General features: G+C 67.4%; 35 protein-coding genes. 3 read left to right on the top strand and 32 right to left on the bottom strand.

The window, feature by feature from the left end; all coding sequences use genetic code 11:
* Positions 1-83: 83 nt before the first annotated feature.
* The 32 genes from map to ACFXAZ_RS03710 all read right to left on the bottom strand — a co-directional run bounded on the left by map (position 84) and on the right by ACFXAZ_RS03710 (position 21709).
* A complete protein-coding gene (gene map, locus ACFXAZ_RS03865) occupies positions 84-920 on the bottom strand; it encodes a type I methionyl aminopeptidase (protein ID WP_384584610.1) in 837 nt (278 codons plus the stop codon).
* 167 nt (positions 921-1087) lie between these two features.
* Positions 1088-1750 (bottom strand): adenylate kinase, encoded by a 663-nt coding sequence (locus ACFXAZ_RS03860; RefSeq protein ID WP_384584607.1) that lies wholly within the window; start codon positions 1748-1750, stop codon positions 1088-1090.
* Positions 1750-3063 carry a preprotein translocase subunit SecY gene (gene secY / locus ACFXAZ_RS03855; protein WP_384584604.1) on the bottom strand — a complete coding sequence of 438 codons (1314 nt, stop codon included), beginning with the start codon at positions 3061-3063 and terminating at the stop codon, positions 1750-1752. Before secY ends, ACFXAZ_RS03860 begins: the two co-directional genes overlap by 1 nt.
* 245 nt (positions 3064-3308) lie before the next feature.
* Positions 3309-3764, bottom strand: a complete 456-nt coding sequence (gene rplO / locus ACFXAZ_RS03850) for a 50S ribosomal protein L15 (RefSeq protein WP_384584601.1) — start codon at positions 3762-3764, stop codon at positions 3309-3311.
* Positions 3765-3766: 2 nt separating this feature from the next.
* Positions 3767-3949 carry a 50S ribosomal protein L30 gene (gene rpmD / locus ACFXAZ_RS03845; protein WP_006140898.1) on the bottom strand — a complete coding sequence of 61 codons (183 nt, stop codon included), beginning with the start codon at positions 3947-3949 and terminating at the stop codon, positions 3767-3769.
* Between the two features lie 2 nt (positions 3950-3951).
* Positions 3952-4557 carry a 30S ribosomal protein S5 gene (gene rpsE / locus ACFXAZ_RS03840; protein WP_324936594.1) on the bottom strand — a complete coding sequence of 202 codons (606 nt, stop codon included), beginning with the start codon at positions 4555-4557 and terminating at the stop codon, positions 3952-3954.
* A gap of 36 nt (positions 4558-4593) precedes the next feature.
* Positions 4594-4977 carry a 50S ribosomal protein L18 gene (gene rplR / locus ACFXAZ_RS03835; protein ID WP_382680370.1) on the bottom strand — a complete coding sequence of 128 codons (384 nt, stop codon included), beginning with the start codon at positions 4975-4977 and terminating at the stop codon, positions 4594-4596.
* 3 nt (positions 4978-4980) lie between these two features.
* Positions 4981-5520: a 50S ribosomal protein L6 gene (gene rplF, locus ACFXAZ_RS03830; protein WP_384584597.1), complete on the bottom strand. Its 540-nt coding sequence runs from the start codon at positions 5518-5520 to the stop codon at positions 4981-4983.
* 24 nt (positions 5521-5544) lie between these two features.
* A complete protein-coding gene (gene rpsH, locus ACFXAZ_RS03825; RefSeq protein WP_014674378.1) occupies positions 5545-5943 on the bottom strand; it encodes a 30S ribosomal protein S8 in 399 nt (132 codons plus the stop codon).
* A gap of 211 nt (positions 5944-6154) precedes the next feature.
* Positions 6155-6340: a type Z 30S ribosomal protein S14 gene (locus ACFXAZ_RS03820; RefSeq protein ID WP_003956452.1), complete on the bottom strand. Its 186-nt coding sequence runs from the start codon at positions 6338-6340 to the stop codon at positions 6155-6157.
* Positions 6341-6345: 5 nt separating this feature from the next.
* Positions 6346-6903: a 50S ribosomal protein L5 gene (rplE, locus tag ACFXAZ_RS03815; protein ID WP_384584593.1), complete on the bottom strand. Its 558-nt coding sequence runs from the start codon at positions 6901-6903 to the stop codon at positions 6346-6348.
* Positions 6903-7226, bottom strand: a complete 324-nt coding sequence (rplX, locus tag ACFXAZ_RS03810; protein WP_053674523.1) for a 50S ribosomal protein L24 — start codon at positions 7224-7226, stop codon at positions 6903-6905. The genes rplE and rplX overlap by 1 nt, the downstream gene beginning before the upstream one ends.
* A gap of 2 nt (positions 7227-7228) precedes the next feature.
* The gene (gene rplN / locus ACFXAZ_RS03805; RefSeq protein WP_003992364.1) at positions 7229-7597 is read right to left on the bottom strand and encodes a 50S ribosomal protein L14; all 369 of its coding nucleotides are present in this window, start codon (positions 7595-7597) and stop codon (positions 7229-7231) included.
* A gap of 138 nt (positions 7598-7735) precedes the next feature.
* On the bottom strand, positions 7736-8023 hold the full coding sequence (rpsQ, locus tag ACFXAZ_RS03800) for a 30S ribosomal protein S17 (protein ID WP_189214791.1): 288 nt from the start codon (positions 8021-8023) through the stop codon (positions 7736-7738).
* Positions 8020-8247 (bottom strand): 50S ribosomal protein L29, encoded by a 228-nt coding sequence (gene rpmC / locus ACFXAZ_RS03795; protein ID WP_382680367.1) that lies wholly within the window; start codon positions 8245-8247, stop codon positions 8020-8022. The genes rpsQ and rpmC overlap by 4 nt, the downstream gene beginning before the upstream one ends.
* The gene (gene rplP / locus ACFXAZ_RS03790; RefSeq protein WP_190037507.1) at positions 8247-8666 is read right to left on the bottom strand and encodes a 50S ribosomal protein L16; all 420 of its coding nucleotides are present in this window, start codon (positions 8664-8666) and stop codon (positions 8247-8249) included. The genes rpmC and rplP overlap by 1 nt, the downstream gene beginning before the upstream one ends.
* A gap of 5 nt (positions 8667-8671) precedes the next feature.
* Complete coding sequence (gene rpsC / locus ACFXAZ_RS03785) at positions 8672-9523, bottom strand: 30S ribosomal protein S3 (RefSeq protein WP_382680366.1); 852 nt, start codon at positions 9521-9523, stop codon at positions 8672-8674.
* The gene (gene rplV / locus ACFXAZ_RS03780; RefSeq protein WP_030619142.1) at positions 9523-9870 is read right to left on the bottom strand and encodes a 50S ribosomal protein L22; all 348 of its coding nucleotides are present in this window, start codon (positions 9868-9870) and stop codon (positions 9523-9525) included. The genes rpsC and rplV overlap by 1 nt, the downstream gene beginning before the upstream one ends.
* A 40-nt stretch (positions 9871-9910) precedes the next feature.
* On the bottom strand, positions 9911-10192 hold the full coding sequence (rpsS, locus tag ACFXAZ_RS03775) for a 30S ribosomal protein S19 (protein ID WP_003992359.1): 282 nt from the start codon (positions 10190-10192) through the stop codon (positions 9911-9913).
* A gap of 12 nt (positions 10193-10204) precedes the next feature.
* Positions 10205-11041 (bottom strand): 50S ribosomal protein L2, encoded by an 837-nt coding sequence (gene rplB / locus ACFXAZ_RS03770; RefSeq protein WP_382680365.1) that lies wholly within the window; start codon positions 11039-11041, stop codon positions 10205-10207.
* Positions 11042-11080: 39 nt separating this feature from the next.
* The gene (gene rplW / locus ACFXAZ_RS03765) at positions 11081-11500 is read right to left on the bottom strand and encodes a 50S ribosomal protein L23 (protein WP_382680364.1); all 420 of its coding nucleotides are present in this window, start codon (positions 11498-11500) and stop codon (positions 11081-11083) included.
* Positions 11500-12156: a 50S ribosomal protein L4 gene (gene rplD / locus ACFXAZ_RS03760; protein WP_384584585.1), complete on the bottom strand. Its 657-nt coding sequence runs from the start codon at positions 12154-12156 to the stop codon at positions 11500-11502. The genes rplW and rplD overlap by 1 nt, the downstream gene beginning before the upstream one ends.
* Positions 12157-12164: 8 nt before the next feature.
* A complete protein-coding gene (gene rplC / locus ACFXAZ_RS03755; RefSeq protein ID WP_384584582.1) occupies positions 12165-12809 on the bottom strand; it encodes a 50S ribosomal protein L3 in 645 nt (214 codons plus the stop codon).
* 17 nt (positions 12810-12826) lie between these two features.
* A complete protein-coding gene (rpsJ, locus tag ACFXAZ_RS03750) occupies positions 12827-13135 on the bottom strand; it encodes a 30S ribosomal protein S10 (protein ID WP_003948644.1) in 309 nt (102 codons plus the stop codon).
* A gap of 433 nt (positions 13136-13568) precedes the next feature.
* Positions 13569-14741 (bottom strand): acyltransferase family protein, encoded by a 1173-nt coding sequence (locus tag ACFXAZ_RS03745; protein ID WP_384584932.1) that lies wholly within the window; start codon positions 14739-14741, stop codon positions 13569-13571.
* Between the two features lie 329 nt (positions 14742-15070).
* Positions 15071-16264, bottom strand: a complete 1194-nt coding sequence (gene tuf, locus ACFXAZ_RS03740) for an elongation factor Tu (RefSeq protein ID WP_384584579.1) — start codon at positions 16262-16264, stop codon at positions 15071-15073.
* A gap of 159 nt (positions 16265-16423) precedes the next feature.
* A complete protein-coding gene (gene fusA / locus ACFXAZ_RS03735; RefSeq protein WP_382680359.1) occupies positions 16424-18550 on the bottom strand; it encodes an elongation factor G in 2127 nt (708 codons plus the stop codon).
* Between the two features lie 39 nt (positions 18551-18589).
* The gene (rpsG, locus tag ACFXAZ_RS03730; protein ID WP_005481264.1) at positions 18590-19060 is read right to left on the bottom strand and encodes a 30S ribosomal protein S7; all 471 of its coding nucleotides are present in this window, start codon (positions 19058-19060) and stop codon (positions 18590-18592) included.
* A 2-nt stretch (positions 19061-19062) separates the two neighbouring features.
* The gene (rpsL, locus tag ACFXAZ_RS03725) at positions 19063-19434 is read right to left on the bottom strand and encodes a 30S ribosomal protein S12 (protein WP_007823146.1); all 372 of its coding nucleotides are present in this window, start codon (positions 19432-19434) and stop codon (positions 19063-19065) included.
* 460 nt (positions 19435-19894) lie between these two features.
* Positions 19895-20461 (bottom strand): DUF1707 and DUF4190 domain-containing protein, encoded by a 567-nt coding sequence (locus tag ACFXAZ_RS03720; RefSeq protein ID WP_384584574.1) that lies wholly within the window; start codon positions 20459-20461, stop codon positions 19895-19897.
* Between the two features lie 161 nt (positions 20462-20622).
* Positions 20623-20799 (bottom strand): hypothetical protein, encoded by a 177-nt coding sequence (locus ACFXAZ_RS03715; RefSeq protein WP_384584571.1) that lies wholly within the window; start codon positions 20797-20799, stop codon positions 20623-20625.
* Positions 20800-20950: 151 nt separating this feature from the next.
* Positions 20951-21709, bottom strand: a complete 759-nt coding sequence (locus ACFXAZ_RS03710) for a hypothetical protein (protein WP_384584568.1) — start codon at positions 21707-21709, stop codon at positions 20951-20953.
* 231 nt (positions 21710-21940) lie between these two features.
* Here ACFXAZ_RS03710 and ACFXAZ_RS03705 point away from each other — a divergent pair, with 231 nt between their 5' ends.
* From ACFXAZ_RS03705 to ACFXAZ_RS03695, 3 genes are all read left to right on the top strand, one after another.
* Entirely contained in the window at positions 21941-22399 is a 459-nt protein-coding gene (locus tag ACFXAZ_RS03705) for a helix-turn-helix domain-containing protein (protein ID WP_384584565.1), read from the top strand.
* Between the two features lie 213 nt (positions 22400-22612).
* Positions 22613-23020, top strand: a complete 408-nt coding sequence (locus tag ACFXAZ_RS03700) for a hypothetical protein (protein ID WP_384584562.1) — start codon at positions 22613-22615, stop codon at positions 23018-23020.
* A gap of 177 nt (positions 23021-23197) precedes the next feature.
* Positions 23198-23779, top strand: coding sequence for a phage tail protein (locus tag ACFXAZ_RS03695; RefSeq protein ID WP_384584559.1), 582 nt, complete (start codon positions 23198-23200; stop codon positions 23777-23779).
* The last annotated feature ends 52 nt before the right edge of the window (positions 23780-23831 follow it).

The following is a 23831-nucleotide window of genomic DNA, read 5'->3' as shown; positions in this document are numbered from 1 at the left end:
GGCGCACGAGAGCCGACGAGTCAGTCTACGCCACGCGCGCCCGGAAAGACGAATCGCAGAAGTCTGCCCGCCCGCGGAGATCGTTATGCGAGCGGATCCGGCGCGGCGGTGATCCCGTACTCGGCGAGCTTGGCCCGGCCGCCGTCGGGCGCGGTCAGCACCAGCGGCCCCTGCTCGGTGAGCGCGATGGAGTGCTCCCAGTGCGAGGACCAGGTGCCGTCGGTGGTGATGACCGTCCACTCGTCCTGGAGCACCTTGGTCCTGGGCGTCCCGAGCGACACCATCGGCTCGATGGCCAGGCAGAAACCGGGGACCAGCTTGGGGCCCTTGCCCCGCTTGCGGTCGACGTAGTTCAGCAGATGCGGGTCCATGTGCATCTGGGTGCCGATGCCGTGCCCGCCGTAGTCCTCGATGATCCCGTACCGGCCGCCGCCGGGCTTGGGCTGGCGGCGGATGTAGGTCTCGATGGCCCGGGAGATGTCGACCAGCCGGGCGCCCTGCTTCATGGCCGCGATCCCGGCCCACATGGACTCCTCGGTCACCCGGGACAGCTCGACCAGCTCCGGAGCGTGACCGGACCCCACGAAGGCGGTGAAGGCGGCATCGCCGTGCCACCCCTCCACGACCGCCCCGGCGTCGATGGCGATGATGTCCCCGTCCTTCAGGACCACGTCGTCGGACGGGATCCCATGGACGACGACCTCGTTCACGGAGGTGCAGATCGTGGCCGGGAAGCCGCCGTAGCCCAGAAAGTTCGACGTGGCGTTGTGCTCGGCCAGCACCTTGCGCGCCACCTCGTCCAGATCCTTGGTGGACGCCCCCGGCACCGCCGCCTCACGCGTGGCCGCGTGAATGGCGGCTACGACCAACCCCGCCGCACGCATCTTGGCGATCTGCTCGGGGTTCTTGATCTGCACCATAGGAACGACGGCCTTTCTGGACCGAGAAACGGACTGTTTCCACCATACGAGCGTAGCCAGGGACACGTACCGCCGTTGCTCCCCGGCCGCGCCCGTCCCCCGCACACAGCAGCCGCGGCCCCCTTCTGAAGGGAACCGCGGCCCGTGCTGCCGAACGCGAGCGAGACTTACGGCTCGCCATCCTCCCGCTTGAGCGCCTCAAGCGCCCGCGAGGTCACCTCGTCCACCGCGCCCATCGCCGAAATGGTCACCACCAGGCCCTGTGCCTTGTAGTAGTCGATGATCGGCTCGGTCTGCGTGTGGTAGACCTCCAGCCGCTTGCGCACGGTCTCCTCGGAGTCGTCGTCCCGCTGGTACAGCTCCCCGCCGCACACATCGCAGACGCCGTCGGCCGTCGGCTTCTTGTACGTCACGTGGAACACATGCGCCGAGTCGTTACGGCAGATGCGCCGGCCGGCGATCCGCTTGACGACCTCGTCCTCGGGTGCCTCAAGATCCAGCACCGCGTCCAGCTTGATGCCCTCGGTGGTGAGCAGCTCGTCCAGCGCCTCGGCCTGCGAGACATTGCGGGGGAAGCCGTCCAGCAGGAAGCCGTTCCCGGCGTCCGGCTGCTCCATGCGGTCCTTGGCCATCGCGATGGTCACCTCGTCGGGGACGAGGTTCCCGGCGTCCATGTAGGACTTCGCGAGTTTCCCGAGGTCGGTCTGCTTGCTGATGTTGGCGCGGAACAGATCACCGGTGGAGATGTGCGGTACCCGCAGGGTCTCGGCAAGTCGGGTGGCCTGGGTGCCCTTACCAGCGCCCGGCGGCCCGACGAGGACGATTCGCATCAGCGGAGGAACCCTTCGTAATTGCGCTGCTGGAGCTGGCTCTCGATCTGCTTCACCGTCTCCAGGCCGACACCCACGATGATCAGGATGCTGGTCCCGCCGAAGGGGAAGTTCTGGTTTGCCCCGAAACCAGCCAACGCCATTGTCGGCACGAGAGCGATCAGGCCCAGATACAGCGAGCCCGGCCAGGTGATCCGGTTGAGTACGTAGCTCAGATACTCAGCGGTCGGTCGGCCAGCCCGGATGCCCGGGATGAAGCCACCATACTTCTTCATGTTGTCGGCGACTTCTTCGGGGTTGAATGTGATGGCCACATAGAAGAACGCGAAGAAAACGATCAGCAAGAAGTAGGCGGCGATGTAATACGGGTGGTCACCCTTGACGAGGTGCGCCTCGATCCAGGTCTTCCAGCCGGAGGTGCCGCTGGAGAACTGCGCGATCAACGCCGGGATGTACAGCAGCGACGAGGCGAAGATGACCGGGATCACACCGGCCTGGTTCACCTTGAGCGGGATGTACGTGGAGGTGCCGCCGTAGGAGCGGCGGCCGATCATGCGCTTCGCGTACTGCACCGGGATCCGGCGCTGGGCCTGCTCGACGAAGACCACCAGGCCGACCATGAACAGGCCGACGAGGATGACCGTGCCGAACTCGATCCAGCCGTCGGCCAGCGAGCCCTGCTGCTTGATGGCCCACAGGGCGGCCGGGAAGGTGGCGGCGATCGAGATGAACATCAGGATCGACATGCCGTTGCCGATGCCGCGGTCGGTGATCAGCTCACCGAGCCACATGACGACGGCCGTACCGGCGGTCATGGTGATGACCATGGTGATGGTCACGAAGATGGACTGGTCAGGGACGATCTGACCGGACACGGTGCAGCCGCTGAACAGCGCGCCGGAGCGGGCGGTGGCCACCAGGCCGGTGCCCTGGAGCACGGCCAGCGCGACCGTCAGATAACGCGTGTACTGCGTGATCTTCGCCGTACCCGCCTGGCCCTCCTTCTTCAGGGCCTCCAGGCGGGGGATCACCACCGTCAGCAGCTGGAGGATGATGCTCGCCGTGATGTACGGCATGATGCCGAGCGCGAAGATCGTGATCTGGAGCAGCGCGCCGCCACTGAACATGTTCACCAGGCCGAACAGGCCCTGGTTGGCGCTGGCCTGGTCGAGGCAGGTCTGGACGTTCCTATAGTCGACACCCGGGATCGGGATATGCGTACCGATCCGGTAGATCACGATGATGCCGAGCGTGAAGAGCAGCTTCTTGCGCAGGTCGGGCGTCTTGAACGCCCGGGCGAACGCGGTGAGCACGGTGCCTCCTGCGACCCCCGCGCATCTGCGTCAAGGGTGACGGTCTTGAGGGTCCAATACAACAACGACTTATCTAACGGCCAACCGCCGCTCAGGGTGCCCCAAGGGGCAGCACCCCGCGAAAGTGGGCAGTGCAGGTCACCTTACCGGCGACACCGCCCCCCTAGGAACGACCAACCGGGGATACCCCATATGTGGGGTATCCCCGGTCGGGATCGCTCAAGTCATCAAGACGCCTGGGGTGTTCAGACGAGCTCGGTGACGGTGCCGCCGGCGGCGGTGATCTTCTCCTTGGCGGACCCGGAGACGGCGTCGACCGTCACCTGGAGCGCCACGGAGATCTCACCCTGGCCGAGGACCTTGACGAGGCTGTTCTTGCGAACGGCACCATTGGCCACCAGACCCTCGACCGTGACCTCGCCACCCTCGGGGTAGAGCGCGGCGAGCTTGTCGAGGTTCACGACCTGGTACTCGGTCTTGAACGGGTTCTTGAAGCCCTTCAGCTTCGGGAGGCGCATGTGGAGCGGCATCTGGCCGCCCTCGAAGCGCTCCGGAACCTGGTAGCGGGCCTTGGTGCCCTTCGTACCACGACCGGCCGTCTTACCCTTCGACGCCTCACCACGACCCACACGGGTCTTGGCGGTCTTGGCGCCCGGGGCGGGACGGAGGTTGTGGATCTTCAGCGGGCTGTTCTCCGCCATGATCAGTCGACCTCCTCGACCGACACGAGGTGGCGGACGGTGTGCACCATGCCGCGGAACTCGGGGCGGTCCTCCTTGACGACCTGCGTGTTGATGCCCTTGAGACCAAGGGAACGCAGGGTGTCACGGTGGTTCTGCTTGCTGCCGATATAGGACTTGACCTGCGTAATCTTGAGCTGCGCCATGATTACGCACCCGCCCCGGCACGTGCGCGGAGCAGAGCCGCCGGGGCAACGTCCTCCAGGGGCAGACCGCGGCGGGCCGCGATCTCCTCGGGACGCTGGAGACCCTTGAGGGCCGCCACGGTGGCGTGCACGATGTTGATCGCGTTGTCGGAGCCGAGCGACTTCGACAGCACGTCGTGGATACCGGCGCACTCCAGCACGGCACGCACCGGACCACCGGCGATCACGCCGGTACCCGGGGACGCCGGCTTGAGCAGCACGACACCGGCCGCCTTCTCACCCTGGATGGGGTGGGGGATGGTGCCCTGGATACGGGGGACCTTGAAGAAGTGCTTCTTGGCCTCCTCCACACCCTTGGCGATGGCGGCCGGCACCTCCTTGGCCTTGCCGTAACCGACACCCACGGTGCCGTCACCGTCACCCACCACGACCAGCGCGGTGAAGCTGAAGCGACGACCACCCTTCACAACCTTGGCGACGCGGTTGATCGCGACGACGCGCTCAACGTACGCGGTCTTCTCGGCGGCAGCAGCGCCGCCGTCACGGCCCTTCCGGTCCCGCCGCTCGCCGCCACCGGCACCGCTTCCGCGGCGCTGGGGTCCAGCCATTGGATTACCTCTCTCTTTCCGCTAGCTACAAGCGGCTCAGAACTTGAGCCCGGCCTCGCGGGCGGCGTCCGCCAGGGCGGCGATGCGCCCGGCGTACTGGCTGCCACCACGGTCGAACACGACGGCCTCGACACCGGCGGCCTTGGCGCGCTCGGCGACCAGGGCACCGACCTGCTTGGCCTGCGCCGACTTGTCGCCCTCGCCACCGCGGATCGAGGTGTCCAGGGTGGACGCCGAAGCCAGGGTGTGGCCCTTCAGGTCGTCGATCACCTGCGCCACGATGTGGCGGTTGGAACGGGTAACGACCAGACGGGGACGCTCCGCCGTACCGTTGATCCGCTTGCGGATCCGGATGTGGCGGCGCTTGATCGCGGCGCGCTTGTAGGCGTCGCCCTTGAGGATCTTCTGTCCGTATGCCATGGCTTACTTACCCGCCTTTCCGACCTTGCGGCGGATGACTTCGCCCTCGTACTTGACACCCTTGGCCTTGTACGGGTCGGGCTTGCGCAGCTTGCGGATGTTGGCCGCGACCTCGCCGACCTTCTGCTTGTCGATGCCCTCGACCGAGAAACGCGTGGGCGCCTCGACCTTGAAGGAGATGCCTTCGGGGGCCTCGACCAGGATCGGGTGGCTGTAACCGAGCGCGAACTCCAGGTTGGAGCCCTTGGCGGTCACGCGGTAACCGACGCCGCTGATTTCGAGCTTCTTCACGTAACCCTGGGTCACGCCGGTGATCATGTTCGCCACCAGCGTGCGGGACAGGCCGTGCAGGGCCTTGTTCTGACGCTCGTCGTTCGGGCGGGTGACGCTCAGGACGCCGTCCTCACCCTTGGCGACATCGATCGGCGCCGCGACGGTGTGGGTCAGCGAGCCCTTGGGGCCCTTGACCGAGACCGTACGGCCGTCGATGGTGACGTCCACGCCGGCGGGAACCGTGATGGGGAGCTTGCCAATGCGCGACATAGCTGTTTCCTCCGTTCCCTTCCGCTACCAGACGTAGGCGAGGACTTCCCCACCCACGCCCTTCTTGCCGGCCTGCTTGTCGGTGAGGAGCCCGTGGGACGTGGAGATGATCGCCACGCCGAGGCCGCCGAGCACCTTGGGCAGGTTGGTGGACTTCGCGTACACCCGGAGACCGGGCTTGGAGATCCGCTTGATGCCCGCGATGGAGCGCTCACGGTTGGGGCCGAACTTCAGCTCCAGGACGAGGTTCTTGCCGACCTCGGCGTCCTCGACCTTCCAGCCCGTGATGAAGCCCTCCTGCTGGAGGATCTCCGCGATGTGAGACTTGATCTTGGAGTGCGGCATCGACACCGAGTCGTGGTACGCCGAGTTCGCATTCCGCAGACGCGTCAGCATGTCTGCGATCGGATCAGTCATGGTCATGAAGTGGCCTTCGGCCTCTCTCGCCGGGGTTTCCTGGTGCGCCATCCCTCTCCCCGATCCGAGACGGGACGGGTGCGGCGCGGTGGACCTACGGCGTAGTAAGTCTTACGGGCGTCAGGGCGCCCAACCCTCCTAGCCTAAGCCATGGAGGAGCGGGCCCCTGACCAACCCATTGCTTACCGAGAGTCCAGGCAGTCCGGAATTACCGGAACTACCAGGAACTCTTGGTCACGCCCGGCAGCTCGCCACGGTGAGCCATCTCACGAAGGCACACGCGGCACAGGCCGAACTTGCGGTACACGGAGTGCGGACGACCGCAGCGCTGGCAGCGGGTGTACGCACGCACGCCGAACTTGGGCTTGCGAGCAGCCTTCGCGATCAAAGCCTTCTTCGCCATCTCGCTCACGCCTCCTTGAAGGGGAAGCCGAGGTGACGAAGGAGCGCGCGGCCCTCAGCGTCGTTGGTCGCCGTGGTGACCACGGTGATGTCCATACCCCGGACGCGGTCGATCTTGTCCTGGTCGATCTCGTGGAACATGACCTGCTCCGTGAGACCGAAGGTGTAGTTGCCACGGCCGTCGAACTGCTTGGGGGACAGACCACGGAAGTCGCGGATGCGCGGCAGCGCGAGCGACAGGGTGCGGTCCAGGAACTCCCACATGCGGTCGCCACGGAGAGTGACGTGGGCACCGATCGGCTGGCCCTCACGCAGCTTGAACTGCGCGATGGACTTGCGGGCCTTGGTGACGGCCGGCTTCTGCCCGGTGATCGTGGTGAGGTCCTTGATGGCCCCCTCGATCAGCTTCGAGTCACGGGCGGCGTCGCCGACACCCATGTTGACCACGATCTTGATGAGGCCGGGAACCTGCATGACGTTCTGGTACTTGAACTCGTCACGCAGCTTGCCCGCGATCTCCTCGCGGTACTTCGTCTTCAGACGCGGAGTGGTGGTGGTAGCCATCAGATGTCCTCACCCGTCCGCTTGGCAACGCGGATCTTGTTGCCCTCGTCGTCGAAGCGGTAACCGACCCGCGTGACGACCTTGTTGCCGTCCTTCTCCACGACCAGCTGGACGTTGGAGACGTGGATGGGCGCCTCGGTCGTGACGATGCCGCCGGCCTGCGAACCGCGAGCGGTCGGACCGGCCTTGGTGTGCTTCTTGACCCGGTTGACACCCTCGACCAGGACACGCTCGTCGCGCGGGTAAGCGGCAATGACCTTGCCCTGCTTGCCCTTGTCCTTGCCGGTGATGACCTGGACCAGATCGCCCTTCTTGATCTTCATGCTTACAGCACCTCCGGAGCCAGCGAGATGATCTTCATGAACTTCTTCTCGCGCAGCTCGCGCCCGACCGGGCCGAAGATGCGGGTACCACGAGGGTCGCCGTCGTTCTTCAGAATGACGGCGGCGTTCTCGTCGAAGCGGATGTACGAGCCGTCCGGACGGCGGCGCTCCTTGACGGTGCGAACGATGACCGCCTTGATGACGTCACCCTTCTTCACGTTGCCGCCGGGGATCGCGTCCTTGACGGTGGCGACGATGACGTCACCGATGCCCGCGTAGCGGCGACCGGAGCCACCGAGCACACGGATGCAAAGGATTTCCTTCGCGCCCGTGTTGTCGGCGACGCGCAGTCGCGACTCCTGCTGGATCACGTCTATCTCCTGTGTGTCTGCCGGTTCCCGGCAGGGGTCCCGTAGAAGGAGCCCCTGCCGAGCCTGGCGGAACTGTCCTGCGAGGCGACTGCCCCGCAGGCATGTTCTCCGGAATTCCCTTGCGGGAATTCCCTGCTGCTACTTGGCCTTTTCGAGGATCTCGACGACGCGCCAGCGCTTGGTCGCCGACAGCGGACGGGTCTCCATCAGGAGGACCCGGTCGCCGACACCGGCGGCGTTCTGCTCGTCGTGCGCCTTGAGCTTGTTCGTACGGCGGATGACCTTGCCGTACAGCGCGTGCTTGACGCGGTCCTCGACGGCGACGACGACGGTCTTGTCCATCTTGTCGCTGACGACGAGACCCTCGCGGGTCTTGCGGAAACCGCGCGCCTCAGTCTTCTCTGCAGTCACATTGTTCTCGCTCATGAGGCGCTCTCCACCGTGTCGATGCCCAGCTCGCGCTCGCGCATCAGGGTGTAGATCCGCGCGATGTCCTTGCGGACCGCCTTCAGACGGCCATGGTTCTCAAGCTGCCCCGTCGCCGCCTGGAAGCGGAGGTTGAACAGCTCTTCCTTGGCCTCGCGGAGCTTCGCGAGAAGCTCCTCGTTGCCCAGCTCGCGCAGCTCGGACGCCTTGGTACCGGCCGACATCACGCTTCACCTGCCTCGCGCTTGACGATCCGGCACTTCATCGGCAGCTTGTGGGCCGCACGGGTCAGCGCCTCACGGGCGATCTTCTCGTTGGGGTAGGACAGCTCGAACATGACCCGTCCCGGGTGCACGTTCGCGACCCACCACTCCGGAGAACCCTTACCGGAACCCATGCGGGTCTCGGCCGGCTTCTTCGTGAGCGGACGGTCCGGGTAGATGTTGATCCAGACCTTGCCACCACGCTTGATGTGGCGGGTCATGGCGATACGGGCCGCCTCGATCTGGCGGTTGGTGACATACGCCGGCGTGAGGGCCTGGATGCCGTACTCGCCGAACGCGACCGTCGTACCGCCCTTGGCCTGACCACGTCGCTTGGGGTGGTGCTGCTTGCGGTGCTTGACCCTACGGGGGATCAGCATGTCGGTCAGGCCTCCGTTCCGCCACTAGAAGAGGACGGCGCCTCGGCCGGAGCGGCAGCCGCGGGGGCCTCGGCCTTGGGGGCCTCGGCACCGCCGGCCTGCTGCGGCTTGCGACCGCGCCGCTCGCCACCGCCACCGCCGCGACCGCCACGGGCCGGGCGGTCGTTGCCGCCGCCACGGGCCGGGCGGTTGCCCGCACGGGCCGCGGCGTTCTCGGCGCGGACCTCGGCGATGTTCTTGACGTCGCCCTTGTAGATCCAGACCTTCACACCGATACGGCCGAAGGTCGTCTTGGCCTCGAAGAAGCCGTAGTCCACGTTCGCGCGGAGCGTGTGCAGGGGCACGCGGCCCTCGCGGTAGAACTCCGAGCGGGACATCTCGGCGCCGCCGAGACGGCCACCGCACTGGATCTTGATGCCCTTGGCGCCCGCCTTCATCGCCGACTGCATGCTCTTGCGCATGGCACGGCGGAAGGAGACACGGGAGGACAGCTGCTCGGCGACGGCCTGGGCCACGAGCTGAGCATCGGTCTCGGGGTTCTTGACCTCAAGGATGTTCAGCTGGACCTGCTTGCCGGTCAGCTTCTCCAGCTGGCCGCGGATCTTGTCGGCCTCCGCGCCGCGGCGGCCGATGACGATGCCCGGACGCGCGGTGTGGATGTCGACGCGGACGCGGTCACGGGTGCGCTCGATCTCCACCTTGGAGATACCGGCGCGCTCCATGCCGGACGTCAGCATCCGTCGGATGGCGACGTCTTCCTTGACGTAGTCCTTGTACAGCTTGTCGGCGTACCAGCGCGACTTGAAGTCGGTGGTGATACCGAGCCGGAACCCGTGCGGGTTTACCTTCTGGCCCATTACCGGGTTCCTTCCTTGCTGCTGACGACCACGGTGATGTGGCTGGTCCGCTTGCGGATCCGGTAGGCACGGCCCTGGGCGCGCGGCCGGAACCGCTTCAGGGTCGGACCCTCGTCGACGTACGCCTCGGAGATGACGAGGCTGTCGGCGTCGGTGTGGTCGTAGTTGTGCGCGGCGTTGGCGATGGCGCTGTCCAGCACCTTGCCGACCGGCACGGAGGCTGCCTGCGGAGCGAATCGCAGGACGGCCTGGGCCTCCGTGGCGTCCATGCCACGGATGAGGTCCACCACGCGGCGGGCCTTCATGGGCGTGACGCGGATGTACCGCGCCTGGGCCCTGGCTTCCATGGTTGTCCCTTCAGTTTCTTAACTGTCTGATGCGATCCGCTTAGCGGCGCTTCGACTTCCGGTCGTCCTTGACGTGGCCCCGGAAGGTGCGGGTCGGCGAGAACTCGCCGAGCTTGTGGCCGACCATCGACTCGGTGACGAACACCGGGATGTGGGTCTTGCCGTTGTGCACCGCGAGCGTGTGACCGAGCATGGCCGGCACGATCATCGAGCGACGGGACCAGGTCTTGATGACGTTCTTGGTACCGGCTTCGTTCTGGGCGTCCACCTTCTTGATCAGGTGGTCGTCGACGAAGGGTCCCTTCTTCAAGCTACGAGGCATCTCAACCCGTCCTTAGCGCTTCTTGTTCGTCTTGCGGCGGCGGACGATGTACTTGTTCGACGCCTTCTTGGGCGAACGAGTACGGCCTTCCTTCTTGCCCCACGGGGACACGGGGTGGCGGCCACCGGACGTCCGGCCCTCACCACCACCGTGCGGGTGGTCGACCGGGTTCATGACCACACCACGGACGGTCGGGCGGACGCCCTTCCACCGCTTGCGGCCGGCCTTGCCCCAGTTGATGTTCGACTGCTCGGCGTTGCCGACCTCGCCGACGGTGGCGCGGCAGCGCACGTCGACCAGGCGGATCTCTCCGGACGGCATACGAAGGTGGGCCATCGTGCCCTCCTTCGCCAGCAGCTGTACGGAGGTACCGGCGGAGCGGGCGAACTTGGCGCCGCCACCGGGGCGCAGCTCGATCGCGTGCAGCGTGGTACCGACCGGGATGTTGCGCAGGGCGAGGTTGTTGCCCGGCTTGATGTCGGCCCCGGGGCCGTTCTCGACGCGGTCGCCCTGCGTGAGGCCGCGCGGCGCGAGGATGTAGCGCTTCTCGCCGTCGGCGTAGTGCAGCAGCGCGATGCGCGCGGTGCGGTTGGGGTCGTACTCGATGTGCGCGACCTTCGCCGGCACGCCGTCCTTGTCGTGCCGACGGAAGTCGATCACGCGGAAGGCGCGCTTGTGTCCACCACCCTGGTGGCGGACGGTCACACGACCGGAGTTGTTACGGCCACCCTTGCTGTGCAGGGGGCGAACCAGCGACTTCTCCGGCGTGGACCGCGTGACCTCGACGAAGTCGGCGACGCTGGCGCCACGGCGGCCCGGCGTAGTCGGCTTGTACTTGCGGATTCCCATTTCTCAGTCCTCGTCCGATTCCGGACGATCCGACCTCCGTCAGGAGGTAGGACCGCCGAAGATGTCGATACGGTCGCCCTCGGCGAGGGTCACGATCGCCCGCTTGGTCGCGGCGCGCTGGCCGAAGCCCGTACGGGTCCGCTTGCGCTTGCCGACGCGGTTGATCGTGTTGACCCCGGTGACCTTGACCTCGAAGACCGCCTCGACGGCCTGCTTGATCTGGGTCTTGTTGGAGCGCGGGTCGACGATGAACGTGTACTTGTTCTCGTCGAGGAGCGCGTAGCTCTTCTCGGAGACGACCGGCTTGAGCAGCACGTCACGGTGGTCCGTGTACGACTTGCTCAGCGGGGTCTCGACGGTGTTCTTGCCCTCGGCGGCGTGGCGGCGTGCCTTGGCGACGCGCGCGGCCTTGGCGGCCTTGGCGGCCTTCGAGGCGATGCTCGGGTGGCGCGTAGCCATCAGGCCTCGCTCCCTTCGGTGTCGTTGGCCTTCGGGCCGGCGACGAAGGACTCGAAAGCGGCCTGGGTGAAGACCACGTCGTCCGAGACGATCACGTCGTACGTGTTCAGCTGGCCCGGCTCCAGGATGTGCACCTGGGGCAGGTTGCGGGCGGACAGCCACGCGGCCTCGTCGGCGCGCTCGACGACCAGGAGCAGGTTCTTGCGCTCCGAGATCTTGCCGAACAGGCTCTTCGCGGCCTTCGTGGAGGGGGTCTCGCCCTCGATCACGCCGGTGACGACGTGGATGCGGTCGGCGCGGGCCCGGTCGGTGAGGGCGTGGCGCAGGGCCGCGGCCTTCATCTTCTTCGGGGTCCGCTGCGAGTAGTCACGCGGCTGCGGGCCGTGGACGACGCCACCGCCGGCGAACTGCGGGGCGCGGGTCGAGCCCTGACGGGCGCGGCCGGTGCCCTTCTGGCGGTACGGCTTGCGGCCACCGCCACGGACTTCACCGCGGGTCTTGGTCTTGTGGGTGCCCTGGCGGGCAGCCGCGTTCTGCGCGACGACGACCTGGTGGATCAGCGGGATGCTGACCTTCTCCACGCCGAAGATCTCCGCGGGGAGTTCGACGCTACCGGTCTTCTCGCCGGCAGGCGAAAGGATGTCAACAGTGCTCATCGGTTACCTCAGGCCCCCTTGGCCGCGGTGCGGACCAGGACGAGGCCGCCGTTCGGACCGGGAACCGCGCCCTTGATGAGCAGCAGACCCTTCTCCGCGTCAACGGCGTGGACGGTCAGGTTCTGGGTGGTGACCCGCTCGTTGCCCATGCGACCCGCCATGCGGAGGCCCTTGAACACACGGCCCGGGGTGGCGCAGCCACCGATGGAGCCGGGGGAGCGGTGCTTGCGCTGGGTGCCGTGTCCGGCGCCGAGGCCCTTGAAGTTGTGACGCTTCATGACACCGGCGAAGCCCTTGCCCTTGCTCTTGCCGGTCACGTCGACCCGGACACCGGCCTCGAAGACCTCGGCGGTGACTTCCTGACCGAGGGTGTACTCGGCGGCGTCAGCGGTCCGGATCTCGACAAGGTGGCGACGGGGGGTGACGTCGGCCTTCGCGAAGTGGCCCTTGAGGGGCTTGTTCACCTTGCGCGGGTCGATCTCGCCGAAGGCGAGCTGGACGGACTCGTAGCCGTCGACGTCGTTGGTGCGGACCTGGGTGACGACATTGGGTCCGGCCTTGACGACGGTGACCGGGACGACACGGTTGTTCTCGTCCCACACCTGCGTCATGCCGAGCTTCTCGCCCAGGATGCCCTTGATCTGCTTAGCCATCTCTCAGATCACCGGCCTCAGAGCTTGATCTCGATGTCGACACCGGCCGGGAGGTCGAGTCGCATCAGGGAGTCAACGGTCTTGGGGGTCGGGTCGAGAATGTCGATCAGGCGCTTGTGCGTGCGCATCTCGAAGTGCTCGCGCGAGTCCTTGTACTTGTGCGGCGACTTGATGACGCAGTACACGTTCTTCTCAGTGGGCAGCGGCACCGGGCCCGCGACCGACGCACCAGTACGCGTCACCGTCTCGACGATCTTCTTCGCCGAGGAATCGATGACCTCGTGGTCGTAGGCCTTGAGCCGGATGCGGATCTTCTGTCCCGCCATGGCTACTCAGTAGTCCTGTCTCTTCTTACGCTCTGGAACCCTGTGTTCCGCTGCTCCGTCTCCGACCCACGCGGTCGGGTGTGTCGCATCCCCGCCGACACAGATGCCCCTTGATCGAACATCTATCCCTACGGGATGTGCACACGGTCCAACCGGAAACCGCGAGCCGGGAACCGAACGGCCCACCGGGTACCTGGTCGGTGCTGCGCCTGCGCTTCCCGGAAGATTCCCGTACGTCCAACCCACTTGGGGTTGACGAGTACTGTGGGACTCGCTTCCGGTCCTCCCGGCGGGAGGCGCACAGCATCAACACTCGACCGAGCAACTCGGACAGTCTGCCACACGGGCCGACTGCGACGCCAATCGAGCCGGAGAGAATACCCCGAGGGTGACCTGAGTCAAACACGGGTCCCCATGCCGGGCGGGTCGCGGCTCAGGCACGCCGCCCCGCCCCCCGCAGCCGGGTGAACGACGCGTCCAGCCCCCGCTTCAGCCTCCTGGACACCGGCCGCTCCACCCACCGGTGCACCAGCCAGCTCAGCAGCAGGAAGGCGGCGGTCACCAGCCCGACCAGCAGACGGGCGTCCATCGTGTCGCGGAGCCGGTGGATGACCGTCGTACCGGCGAGGTAGTGGGTCAGATAGAGCGGGTAGGTCAGGGAGCCGGCCGTCACCAGCCACTTCCAGCGGATCCGGTCGGTGCGGCCGAGGGCGATGGCGACCATCACCAGCAGGAACACCGTGAAGATCAGCACCGCGCCGCGCCAGCTGGAGACGCCCTCGAAGTCGACCCGCTGTGCCAGTTCCCGCTGCCCCATCAGCCAGCACAGGGCGAGGATGCCCCACAGCAGCAGGTCCTGGCCGAAGCGGTGCATCAGATACAGGGCGAGGCCCGCGATGAAGTACCAGGCGGCGCTCGGGTCGGCCACCAGCACCAGCAGCGGGAAGTCCGCCACCGGCGCCAGCATCGCCGCCGCGCCCCAGACACAGCAGAAGACGACGACCCGCCGGTACGTCAGCCCCATCGCCACCACGATCAGGAACAGCAGATAGAAGCGCAGCTCGGACCAGAGCGTCCAGTACACGGCATCGACGTTCTGGACCTCCGAACCGGCCTGGAGCATGGTCAGGTTCAGCAGCACGTCCCGGGCCGGCAGCCGCTCCCAGACGCCCGGCATCAGCACCAGCACACCCGTGGTGAACAGGACGGCGAACCAGTACGCCGGATAGAGCCGGATCACCCGGGACACGAAGAACTGCCGGGGCGTACGGCCCCAGCACGACATGCAGATCACAAAGCCGCTGATCACGAAGAAGATCTCGACGCCGATCCAGCCGAAGGAGGCGAACCGGAACACCGTCGGCATGATCTCCGACACCGGCCGGTCCCAGATCGCGTTGCCCGGCCGGTCGACCCGGCTGGTGCCGGCGTAGTGGTGCACCACCACCATCAGCGCCGCGATCAGGCGGATGCCGTCCACGAGATAGAGGCGGGGCCGGGGCGGATCCAGCGGGGTGCGGGGACCGGGGATCAGCCGCCGGGGCCGCTCGGCCACCGCCACCGGCGTACGTATCGATGTCGACGATCCGCTGTGCGCAGCCTGCATCAGTGCCAAGCCATCCTCATGAGGTCACTGCGGGCCCGACCGCCCCTGGGGGTCTGCGGCCCTCCGACCGCTCTCACGCTACGACCGGCTTCCGCGCCCCATCCCCGACAAAGCCGGGCATTTCACCCCGCGGGGACGGGATATTGCCCGATCCCTCACGGACCCGCAGCCCACCGTTCGCCAAGACTTCACCCGGATCCACCGCAACCGCCCACCTGGCGGCCACGCGGCCCCGGCCATGCGAAAGGGGCCCGTACGACCGAAGTCGTACGGGCCCCTCGCACAGCTCGCGGCGGAGCTACCGGGTCGGTGACCCCACAAGCAGGGAACTACTTGAGGATCTTGGTGACCTGGCCGGCGCCGACGGTCCGGCCACCCTCACGGATGGCGAACTTCAGGCCCTCCTCCATGGCGATGGGCTGGATCAGCTCCACGCGCATGTCGGTGTTGTCGCCCGGCATGACCATCTCGGTGCCCTCGGGGAGGTGCACGACGCCGGTCACGTCCGTGGTACGGAAGTAGAACTGCGGGCGGTAGTTGTTGAAGAACGGCGTGTGACGGCCACCCTCGTCCTTGGACAGGATGTACGCCGTGGCCTCGAAGTCGGTGTGCGGCGTGACCGAACCCGGCTTGATGATGACCTGGCCGCGCTCGACGTCCTCGCGCTTGACACCGCGGAGCAGCAGACCGACGTTCTCACCGGCCTGGCCCTCGTCGAGCAGCTTGCGGAACATCTCGATACCGGTGACCGTGGTGGTGGTCTTGTCGGTGTGGATGCCGATGATGTCAACGGTCTCGTTGACCTTCAGGACACCACGCTCGATACGGCCGGTGACGACCGTACCGCGACCGGTGATCGTGAAGACGTCCTCGACGGGCATGAGGAACGGCTTGTCGATGTCACGCTCGGGCTGCGGGATCGACTCGTCGACAGCCTTCATCAGGTTGAGGACGGACTCGACCCACTCCGCCTCGCCCTCAAGGGCCTTCAGCGCGGAGACCTTGATGACCGGCAGGTCGTCGCCCGGGAACTCGTAGTCGGTGAGGAGCTCACGGACCTCAAGCTCGACGAGCTCCAGGATCTCCTCGTCGTCCACCATGTCGGCCTTGTTCAGGGCGACGACGATGTACGGAACGCCGACCTGGCGGGCCAGGAGCACGTGCTCCTTGGTCTGCGGCATCGGGCCGTCGGTCGCGGCGACCACCAGGATCGCGCCGTCCATCTGCGCGGCACCGGTGATCATGTTCTTGATGTAGTCCGCGTGACCCGGGCAGTCGACGTGGGCGTAGTGACGCGCCTCGGTCTGGTACTCGACGTGCGCGATGGAGATGGTGATACCGCGCTGGCGCTCCTCGGGCGCCTTGTCGATGCTGTCGAACGGGGTGGCCTCGTTCAGGTCCGGGTACGCGTCGTGCAGCACCTTGGTAATGGCGGCCGTGAGGGTCGTCTTACCGTGGTCGATGTGACCGATGGTGCCGATGTTGACGTGCGGCTTAGTCCGCTCGAACTTCGCCTTCGCCACTGGGGTCCTCCTGTGGAGTGGTTCTGGTACGCCTTACTTCATCGGCGCCAGGTGATCTTTGCTGTAAAGGCCCGGATCCCGGGGGCATTCCGTCCGTGGTTGTGGCGGAATGCCCCGTGAGGTTCCGGAGTCAAGCCTACGGCGTGTGAACGCGGTGCGTTACTCGCCCTTGGCCTTCGCGATGATCTCCTCGGCGACGTTCCGCGGAACCTCGGCGTAGGAGTCGAACTGCATCGAGTAGCTGGCGCGACCCGATGTCTTGCTGCGGAGGTCGCCGACGTAGCCGAACATCTCCGAGAGGGGCACGAGGCCCTTCACGACGCGGGCACCGGCCCGCTCCTCCATGGCCTGGATCTGGCCACGGCGGGAGTTGATGTCACCGATGACATCGCCCATGTAGTCCTCGGGCGTGGTGACCTCGACGGCCATCATCGGCTCCAGGAGCACGGGCGCGGCCCTGCGCGCGGCCTCCTTGAAGGCCTGCGAACCGGCGATCTTGAAGGCCAGCTCCGAGGAGTCGACCTCGTGGTAGGCACCGTCGAGCAGCGTGATGCGGACGCCCGTCATCTCGTACCCGGCGAGGATGCCGAACTGCATGGCCTCCTGCGCACCGGCGTCGACCGAAGGGATGTACTCCTTCGGGATACGGCCACCGGTCACCTTGTTCACGAACTCGTACGACGCGTCGCCGCTCTCGATGGGCTCGATCGCGATGATGACGCGCGCGAACTGGCCGGTGCCACCCGTCTGCTTCTTGTGGGTGAACTCGACCTTCTCGACGGCCTTGCGGATCGTCTCGCGGTACGCGACCTGCGGCTTGCCGACGTTGGCCTCGACCTTGAACTCACGGCGCATCCGGTCGACCAGCACCTCAAGGTGCAGCTCGCCCATACCGCCGATGATGGTCTGGCCGGTCTCCTCGTCCGAGTGGACCTGGAAGGACGGGTCCTCCTCGGCCAGCCGCTGGATCGCGATGCCCAGCTTCTCCTGGTCGCCCTTCGACTTGGGCTCGATGGCGACCTGGATGACCGGCGCCGGGAAGTCCATGGACTCCAGGATGACCGGCTTCTTCTCGTCGGACAGCGTCTCACCGGTGGTGGTCTGCTTCAGGCCCATGACGGCGACGATGTCACCGGCGCCCACCGACTCGATCTCCTCACGCTTGTTGGCGTGCATGCGGTAGATCTTGCCGATGCGCTCCTTGCGGCCCTTGACGGAGTTCAGCACGGCGGTGCCGGACTCCAGGCGGCCGGAGTACACGCGGACGAAGGTGAGCTTGCCGAGGTGCGGGTCGCTCATGATCTTGAACGCCAGCGCGGACAGCGGCTCCTCGTCGGACGGCCGGCGCTTGATGACCGTCTCCGGGTCCTTGACGTCATGGCCCTCGATGGCCTCGACGTCCAGGGGGGACGGCAGGTAGCGCACGACCGCGTCGAGCAGGGGCTGGACGCCCTTGTTCTTGAACGCGGTGCCGCAGAACACGGGGGTGACGGTGATGCCGTCGCCCTTGCCGGAGGCGATGGTGATACGGCGGATCGCCGCGTACAGCTGCTCCACGGTGGGCTCCTCGCCCTCCAGGTACAGCTCCATCATCTTGTCGTCGTTCTCGGCGACGGCCTCGATCAGCTTGCCGCGCCACTCCTCGGCGGCCTCGGTGTGCGTGGCCGGGATGTCGACGATGTCGTACATCTCGCCCTTGGTCGCCTCGGCGGACCATACGAAGGCCTTCATCGTCACGAGGTCGACGACGCCCTTGAAGTCCATCTCCGCGCCGATCGGCAGCTGCATGACCAGCGGCTGCGCGCCCAGACGGTTGCTGATCATGTCGACGCAGCGGTGGAACTCGGCACCGGTACGGTCGAGCTTGTTCACGAAGCAGATCCGCGGCACGCCGTAGCGGTCCGCCTGACGCCACACCGTCTCGGACTGCGGCTCGACACCGGCGACGCCGTCGAACACCGTCACGGCACCGTCGAGGACGCGCAGCGAACGCTCCACCTCTACGGTGAAGTCGACGTGGCCCGGCGTGTCGATGATGTTGATGGTGTGGTCGACGTCTTCCAGCGGCCAGTGACAGGTGGTGGCGGCAGAGGTGATCGTGATGCCACGCTCCTGCTCCTGCTCCATCCAGTCCATGGTGGCGGCGCCGTCGTGGACCTCACCGATCTTGTAGGACACGCCGGTGTAGAAGAGGATCCGCTCGGTGGTGGTCGTCTTGCCCGCGTCGATGTGGGCCATGATCCCGATGTTGCGGACCTTGGCCAGGTCAAGTGAAGTGGTAGCCATAAGGCTTCAGTCTTCTCTCGGTCTCGATGTGGGTAGCGACTACCAGCGGTAGTGCGCGAAGGCCTTGTTGGACTCGGCCATCTTGTGGGTGTCCTCGCGCTTCTTCACAGCGGCACCGAGGCCGTTGGACGCGTCGAGAAGCTCGTTGAGCAGCCGCTCGGTCATGGTCTTCTCGCGCCGGGCGCGGGAGTAGCCGACCAGCCAGCGCAGCGCCAGCGTGTTGGCGCGGCCGGGCTTGACCTCGATCGGCACCTGGTAGGTGGCGCCACCGACACGGCGGGACTTGACCTCAAGGGTCGGCTTGATGTTCTCCAGCGCGCGCTTGAGCGTGATGACCGGGTCGTTGCTGGTCTTCTCGCGCAGGCCCTCCATGGCGCCGTACACGATGCGCTCGGCGGTGGAGCGCTTGCCGTTCAGCAGCACCTTGTTGATGAGGGACGTGACAAGAGGAGAACCGTAGACCGGGTCGATGATGACCGGGCGCTTCGGGGCGGGGCCCTTACGAGGCATTCTTACTTCTCCTTCTTGGCGCCGTAGCGGCTGCGGGCCTGCTTGCGGTTCTTGACACCCTGGGTGTCAAGGGAACCGCGGATGATCTTGTAGCGAACACCGGGCAGGTCCTTCACACGACCGCCACGCACGAGCACGATGGAGTGCTCCTGCAGGTTGTGTCCCTCACCCGGAATGTAAGCGGTGACCTCGATCCCGCTGGTCAGACGCACACGCGCGACCTTACGCAGGGCCGAGTTCGGCTTCTTCGGGGTGGTCGTGAACACACGCGTGCAGACGCCGCGGCGCTGGGGCGAACCGTCCAGTGCGGGCGTCTTGTTCTTCTCGACCTTGTCCTGCCGGCCCTTGCGGACCAGCTGCTGGATCGTAGGCACTACTTCTCCGGTTTCTGTGTGCCGATAGGTACAGCTAACCTGGAACATTCGCCGACCCACGCGGTCGGGTGTGTCGAATCCGGCAGACTCCCGCCGCAAGGCGAAAAGGGCGCAGATCACGGTGGCCGGTCTTAGCTCGCTATGCGGTTTACAGGCACGCACAAGAGCCAGGGCACACCCCAGGCACAAGGTCTGAGCGTACCTACCTCATTCGCTGCGGTCAAAACAACCGGGCCTCGCCCGTATGACCACGCGGTACATGTCAAGGTCATGCACGCCGGGTGACCTTCAGATCAACGAACGGCGAACGTCCCACGCGCCGGAAATCCCCTCACCGGGACTCTCCCCCACCGGCTCCTCCACCCCTCCTGTACCCTCCTGCACCCCTCCTCTACGGCCACTCCCCCACAGCCCCTCTCTCCGAGGCCCTCCCTCGCGGGCGCCGCCCCCGCCGGCTCTCTCAGCCGGAGGCCGCGGCGGCGACGAGGGCGAGCAGGAACACGGCCCATCCGGCCACCGACAGCCACCCCAGCACCAGCCCGGTGATCGCGAAGCCCTCGCCGCTCTCGCCCGTCCGTCGCATCTCGGACCGCGCGGAGTGCCCGAGCACCACCGCGGGGATGCCCGTGATCCCGAAGGTCATGGTGGTCAGCACCCCGAGCACCATGGACCCCACCGCCTTGCCGTTGGTGGGCGGCACCGGCGCGGGCAGGAACGTCCGCGGCACCTGGTGCATCATCGGGGGCGGCGCCATGTACATCGGCTGCATGGGTTGCATCGGTACGGGCCCCTGCGGCAGGTCGGCCACCAGCAGCGCCAGCTCGCCGACCGTACGCGCCGCGTACGCCCGCTCGATCCGCTTCTCCAGCTCGCTCTGCTGCAACCGCCCCTCGCCGAATCCGGCTCTGAGCACGTCCACGGCCCGCTCCCGGTCGGCGTGCGAGGCCAGCATGGGCGGCCCGACCTGCGTCTGCCACGGCTGCCCCTGTCCATGCGGCTGCCCCTGCCACGGTGTCGGTGACGACACGGAACACCTCCCCCCAGCGGAGACCAACGCCTCCCGGAGACGGAACTCCATACATCATCCTTCAACGCCCGCCGATCGGCACCGGTTCCCTCTCCGCGACATCAATGACGTTTCGCCGGAACTACCCCATCACCACCACTACGCCCGGTCCGCCCGTCGCGTCACTCCTTGTGGTGCGCCGCGCGTTCGGCGGCGAAGACGTCCTCCAGCCGGAAGAGATGGGCCCGGCCCGCCCGGCCCACGGCCGCGAGCCGGCCCAGCTGGACCCACTTGCGGATCGTGGCCGGCGCGACACCGGCCTCCCGCGCGGCGAGCGGGCCGGGGATCAGGGTCGGCATCTGGGTGAGGATCTGGTTGGGCAGCCGGTTGGGCAGCCGGGTGGGGATCGGAGCGGGTGCCGGAGCAGATGCCGCAGCGGGTATCGGAGCGGGTGCCGGAGTGGGTGCCGGAGTGGGTGCCGGAGTGGGCCGAACTTCCGGGTGGCGACGCTCAGTCATGGCCCTGTTCCCCGTTCCCGGGCGCCCGCCACTCCCGCTCGTCCCAGGTGTGCCGGTACGCCGGGTCGTCGTGGCAGCCGCACAGGGGGGCGTCGCAGCGGCACGCGGGGTTGACGCAGAGCACCGCGGCCCGCTCGGGAAAGGCGCGCAGGGAGACCGAGTCGCACCAGGGGCAGCGCCCGGAGACCCGTACCACCGTCTCGGTGTCGCCCAGGGCGCGGGCGCAACGGCGGGCCATCCGGCGGATCTCGTCCCGGACGTGCGCCGCGAGGACGGGGTCCCGGCCGATGGGGTCGAGGAGGGCGGTGATCCGGCGGAGCCGCTCGGGCACGGGGGCGCGGCGCGGCCGGGGCAGGGCGAGCCGGTCCCGTATCGCCTCCTCCAACTCGACCACGCCGTCGGTGATGTCGCGGATGGCGTCGGACACGTGCAGGCGCAGCGGGGCGGCGCCGGGGCCGGGGGCGGTGAGTCCGTGGCGCTGTTGCAGCAGCAGGGCTTCTTCGCGTTCGGCGCGGCGGCGGGGGTCGGGGCGGGGCGGTGGTACGGGGGTGGGGGTGGGGCGGCGATGTGACGACCCGCCGGCGCCGGGGACCAACTCCTCCGCCAGTTCCGGGAATTGCCGCGCCAGCAGGCCGATCCATAACGCGGCCTGCGTGGTCGGTGGTTCGGCTGCCTGCGTGGCCTGCGGTTCGGTCGGTGGGGCCTGGCGCGGCGCGTTGTGCTCCGGTGGGCGGGATCCGGCAAGGGGCACGGTGTCTCCCTGTGGGTTCGGTTTTCGCCGGTCGGGGAATTCGCTCTCACCCTCACAGATTGCGTGCGCGCTCGCAACAAGAATCCCTCCCCCTCTTCGCCAGGAATCCCTCACGGGGCGCCGATGGGCCCAGCGGGACACTCTTTCCCTCACGGTGACTACACAGATAGGCGTAATTCGTTGCGCGCGAGCAAGCTAAACTCGACCTCCCCGAGGGAAGCGAGCAGCGAGATGGCCAGCCAGGATCTGGAGGCGTTCGCCGCGTGGGTCGAGGACCTGATCCGGCGTCGCGGTTATGACATCGACAGCCCGCGCGGCGGCGGCAGGTCGCGGATCGCGGACGAGGCGGGCGTGCACCGCGCCGCCGTCACCCGTCTGTTGCAGCGCCAGAGCATGCCCGACCTGGAGACCACGCGCAGGCTCGCCCGCGCGCTCGGCGTGCCGGTCCGCGACATGCTCATCCGCTCCGGCCGGCTGACCGCCGAGGAACTGGCCGACCCGCACGACCGCCCGGCCGCCACCGCCACCGCCCCGGGCGCGGAGCCGGGCCGCCGGCCCACTCTGGAGGAGGTCGCGGATCTGCTGGGCGTACCGGCCGATCGGCGGGACATGTTCGTACGGGTGGCCGGGCAGTTCCTGCCGGACGGGGCGGCGGGTGGCGCGGGGACGGGGGCGCGGGTCCCCGACTGACCTGGGCCGACTCCCCCTGGCCGCCGCCGCCCCGGGCCTTCCTCTGCCCCCCGCCGCGCACATACACGGAACCTCTAGTTGCGCTCGCGCTCGCAACATGTCACAGTTGGTGCAGCGGCGGAGCTGTGCCCACGACCGGGTGGCGGCCCGCCGTTCCGCATGACCGCACCCGAGGCCCGAGAGCCCACGGGCCCGACAGAAGGGAGGCCATCCGTGGCCGATCCGACGGTCACCTTCCCCGACGTCGAGCGACTCGTCGTCGACTTCCTGACCGACCGCACCGAACTCGCCACCGCGACGGTGGACAACGTCCCGCCGGCCGGCTTCGACGGCACCCAGCAGGTCGTCCTGGTCTCCCGCGCCGGTGGCGCCTGGATCGACGACCAGCATCTCGACCAGCCGCTGGTGGACTTCGAGGTCTACGGCCCCGACAAGACCACCGCGCACACGCTGGCCCTGAAGGTCCGTTCCGCGCTGCTGGCGCTGCGCGGGACGACGTACGGCACGGCGTATGTCGCCGATGTCGTCGAGGCCGACGGGCCGCGCTGGCTGCCCGACTGGAACCGCTCGGCGGCCAACCGGTACTACGCCACGACGCGGCTGCACATCCGGCCCGTCTGAACCCGCGCCCCGCCGCGACGCACCTCGAACCACCCGGGCGGGCGCCGCCATCGGCCGCTCGCCCGCTCCCCCGATCAGGCCCTGCCCGCACCTTCGTACGGCAGGGCCTTCGCCATGCCCGGCCGACCACCGGCCACCGCTGGCACCCCACCACCCACCCTGTGAAAGGACATCCGCATGGCAGGCAGCAACGCCAATGAGATCCGTGTCGCCGGTACCGGCCGCATCCTGGTCGCCTCGCTCGGGGCGACCGTGCCGACCGATGTGACCACGGCCTGGTCGACCGAGTGGAAGGACCTCGGCTACACCTCGCAGGACGGCATCAAGCTGGCGAAGAAGGACAAGCTGGACCCGGTCGAGACCTGGCAGTCGGTCTCCCCTGCCCGGTTCATCTACTCGGACCGCGATCTGACGGTGAAGTTCCAGCTGCTCCAGCTGAACGAGGACACCCTGCCGTTCTTCATGGGCGGCGACGCGGTCACCGAGACCGCCGCCGGGTCCGGGCTGTACAGGTACGAGCTGGCCGCCGACCCGAAGTTCAACGAGAAGGCGCTGGGCGTGGAGTTCAGCGACGGCGGCACGGTCACGTACCGCTTTGTCATCCCGCGCGGCCAGGTCACCGAGACCGAGGAGCTGACGCTGACCCGGACCGCCTCCATCAAGCTCGGCGTCACCTTCACCGGGCTCGCGGTCGACAACAGCAAGCCGCTGGCGACGTTCCTGATGAAGGACCCGTCGTACGCGGGCATCGCTTCCTGATCCATTCCCCCCCCATGCGGGCGGACCGGGGCCTTGTCATGCCCTCCCCGGC

The organism is Streptomyces sp. NPDC059477, from assembly GCF_042749375.1.
Classification (GTDB): Bacteria; Actinomycetota; Actinomycetes; order Streptomycetales; family Streptomycetaceae; genus Streptomyces.
This window is presented reverse-complemented; position numbering and strand designations above follow the sequence as displayed.

Coding starts and splice junctions, on each gene's coding strand:
- map (WP_384584610.1), bottom strand. CDS start 920: ATGGTGCAGATCAAGAACCCCGAGCAGATCGCCAAGATGCGTGCGGCG.
- ACFXAZ_RS03860 (WP_384584607.1), bottom strand. CDS start 1,750: ATGCGAATCGTCCTCGTCGGGCCGCCGGGCGCTGGTAAGGGCACCCAG.
- rplO (WP_384584601.1), bottom strand. CDS start 3,764: ATGGCGGAGAACAGCCCGCTGAAGATCCACAACCTCCGTCCCGCCCCG.
- rpmD (WP_006140898.1), bottom strand. CDS start 3,949: ATGGCGCAGCTCAAGATTACGCAGGTCAAGTCCTATATCGGCAGCAAG.
- rpsE (WP_324936594.1), bottom strand. CDS start 4,557: ATGGCTGGACCCCAGCGCCGCGGAAGCGGTGCCGGTGGCGGCGAGCGG.
- rplR (WP_382680370.1), bottom strand. CDS start 4,977: ATGGCATACGGACAGAAGATCCTCAAGGGCGACGCCTACAAGCGCGCC.
- rplF (WP_384584597.1), bottom strand. CDS start 5,520: ATGTCGCGCATTGGCAAGCTCCCCATCACGGTTCCCGCCGGCGTGGAC.
- rpsH (WP_014674378.1), bottom strand. CDS start 5,943: ATGACCATGACTGATCCGATCGCAGACATGCTGACGCGTCTGCGGAAT.
- ACFXAZ_RS03820 (WP_003956452.1), bottom strand. CDS start 6,340: ATGGCGAAGAAGGCTTTGATCGCGAAGGCTGCTCGCAAGCCCAAGTTC.
- rplE (WP_384584593.1), bottom strand. CDS start 6,903: ATGGCTACCACCACCACTCCGCGTCTGAAGACGAAGTACCGCGAGGAG.
- rplX (WP_053674523.1), bottom strand. CDS start 7,226: ATGAAGATCAAGAAGGGCGATCTGGTCCAGGTCATCACCGGCAAGGAC.
- rpsQ (WP_189214791.1), bottom strand. CDS start 8,023: ATGAGCGAGAACAATGTGACTGCAGAGAAGACTGAGGCGCGCGGTTTC.
- rpmC (WP_382680367.1), bottom strand. CDS start 8,247: ATGTCGGCCGGTACCAAGGCGTCCGAGCTGCGCGAGCTGGGCAACGAG.
- rplP (WP_190037507.1), bottom strand. CDS start 8,666: ATGCTGATCCCCCGTAGGGTCAAGCACCGCAAGCAGCACCACCCCAAG.
- rpsC (WP_382680366.1), bottom strand. CDS start 9,523: ATGGGCCAGAAGGTAAACCCGCACGGGTTCCGGCTCGGTATCACCACC.
- rplV (WP_030619142.1), bottom strand. CDS start 9,870: ATGGAAGCCAGGGCCCAGGCGCGGTACATCCGCGTCACGCCCATGAAG.
- rpsS (WP_003992359.1), bottom strand. CDS start 10,192: ATGCCTCGTAGCTTGAAGAAGGGACCCTTCGTCGACGACCACCTGATC.
- rplB (WP_382680365.1), bottom strand. CDS start 11,041: ATGGGAATCCGCAAGTACAAGCCGACTACGCCGGGCCGCCGTGGCGCC.
- rplW (WP_382680364.1), bottom strand. CDS start 11,500: ATGGCTACGCGCCACCCGAGCATCGCCTCGAAGGCCGCCAAGGCCGCC.
- rplD (WP_384584585.1), bottom strand. CDS start 12,156: ATGAGCACTGTTGACATCCTTTCGCCTGCCGGCGAGAAGACCGGTAGC.
- rplC (WP_384584582.1), bottom strand. CDS start 12,809: ATGGCTAAGCAGATCAAGGGCATCCTGGGCGAGAAGCTCGGCATGACG.
- rpsJ (WP_003948644.1), bottom strand. CDS start 13,135: ATGGCGGGACAGAAGATCCGCATCCGGCTCAAGGCCTACGACCACGAG.
- ACFXAZ_RS03745 (WP_384584932.1), bottom strand. CDS start 14,741: ATGCAGGCTGCGCACAGCGGATCGTCGACATCGATACGTACGCCGGTG.
- fusA (WP_382680359.1), bottom strand. CDS start 18,550: ATGGCTACCACTTCACTTGACCTGGCCAAGGTCCGCAACATCGGGATC.
- rpsG (WP_005481264.1), bottom strand. CDS start 19,060: ATGCCTCGTAAGGGCCCCGCCCCGAAGCGCCCGGTCATCATCGACCCG.
- ACFXAZ_RS03715 (WP_384584571.1), bottom strand. CDS start 20,799: ATGCCGACCCTGATCCCCGGCCCGCTCGCCGCGCGGGAGGCCGGTGTC.
- ACFXAZ_RS03705 (WP_384584565.1), top strand. CDS start 21,941: ATGGCCAGCCAGGATCTGGAGGCGTTCGCCGCGTGGGTCGAGGACCTG.
- ACFXAZ_RS03695 (WP_384584559.1), top strand. CDS start 23,198: ATGGCAGGCAGCAACGCCAATGAGATCCGTGTCGCCGGTACCGGCCGC.